Raw genomic sequence first — 732 nt, 5'->3', positions numbered from 1 at the left:
CTGGCGGTAGAGGTCCACCAGCATGGGGAAGTCGCGGCTGGGCAGGCAGTCGCCGTACCAGGAGGACTTCAACGAGCCGCCGCGGCCGAAGAGCTCGATCATGGGCAGTTCTACGCTCCAGGAGGGGTCTGGGACACCGACCAGTACGACGCGGCCGGCGAGGTCGCGGGCGTAGAAGGCTTGGGTGTAGGTCTCGGGGCGGGCGACGGCGTCGATGACGACATCGGCGCCGTGTCCTCCGGTGAGCTCGCGGATGGCTTCCACCGGATCAGTGCTGCCTGCCTCCACGGTGTGGGTGGCGCCGAGTTGGCGGGCTTTGTCGAGTTTTTTGGGGTCGAGGTCTACGGCGATGATGGTGGTGGCTCCGGCGAGGTGGGCTCCGGCGATGGCGGCGGTGCCGACTCCGCCGCAGCCGATGACGGCCACCGATTCTCCGCGGGCCACCTCACCGGTGTTGATGGCTGCCCCGATGCCGGCCATCACCCCGCAGCCCAGGAGTCCGATGGCGGCGTTGTGCTGGTCTTTGGTGTCTTCGATGGGGGTGCATTGGCCGGCGGCGACTAGGGTTTTCTCGGCGAAGGCGCCGATGCCTAGGGCGGGTTCTAGGGGGGTGCCGTCGGTCAGGGTCATTTTTTGGGTGGCGTTGTGGGTGTTGAAGCAGTATTGGGGCTGGCCTTTGCGGCAGGCGCGGCAGTCTGCGCAGACGGCGCGCCAGTTCAGGATGACTTTGTC

1 protein-coding gene is annotated in these 732 nt (G+C 67.2%); it reads right to left on the bottom strand.

Going from position 1 to position 732, the window contains the following annotated elements; genetic code table 11:
* On the bottom strand, nt 1–732 hold a 732-nt coding region (locus ODE13_RS16875), incomplete at both ends, for a zinc-binding dehydrogenase (protein WP_322480306.1).

The sequence above is a fragment of the Nesterenkonia sp. HG001 genome (assembly GCF_034438835.1).
GTDB classification, from domain to species: Bacteria; Actinomycetota; Actinomycetes; order Actinomycetales; family Micrococcaceae; genus Nesterenkonia; species Nesterenkonia xinjiangensis.
Note: the sequence above shows the minus strand (reverse complement) of the source record. Positions and strands in the feature narration are given on the sequence as shown.